1 protein-coding gene is annotated in these 536 nt (G+C 56.9%); it reads right to left on the minus strand.

Going from position 1 to position 536, the window contains the following annotated elements:
• The coding region (locus DEF28_RS26790; protein WP_147281118.1) for an ABC transporter ATP-binding protein at positions 1–536 on the minus strand (536 nt) is incomplete at both ends.

Consider the following 536-nt stretch of genomic DNA (forward strand, 5'->3'; position numbering starts at 1 on the left):
GGTCATAGCCTCCTCGCATCCGCATAATGAAGGAGTGGGCGTTCGCCAGCTTCGCTGCCTCCTCAACCTCAGCATCGGTGGCATCCAGCCGGCCGTAACGGATATTATCGCGGATCGTTCCCTTGAACAGGAAGGTATCCTGCAGCACAAAAGCCATCTGGCTCCGCAGGCTCTCCCGGCGGACCGAGGACAAATCCCTGCCGTCCAGCGTGATGCTGCCTCTGCTTGGATCATAGAAGCGGGAGAGCAGCCCGATCAGCGTTGTTTTGCCTGCTCCTGTCGGCCCGACCAGGGCGATCATTTCACCCGGCTTCGCCTCAAAGCTGATGTTATGCAGAATATAGTTGCCCTCATCATAAGAGAAGGATACATCCCTAAAGCTGACTGCCCCCTCTACATGATTAAGCGATACGGCTGCCCCCTCGTCCCTGGCCTCTGTCTCTTCATCCATAACCTCAAACACCCGCTCCGCCCCGGCAATCGCCGACAGCAGCGTATTCCACTGGTTAGCCAAATCATTAAGCGGCCTTGTGAAC

This window comes from Marinitenerispora sediminis (assembly GCF_003336425.1).
GTDB classification, from domain to species: domain Bacteria; phylum Actinomycetota; class Actinomycetes; order Streptosporangiales; family Streptosporangiaceae; genus Marinitenerispora; species Marinitenerispora sediminis.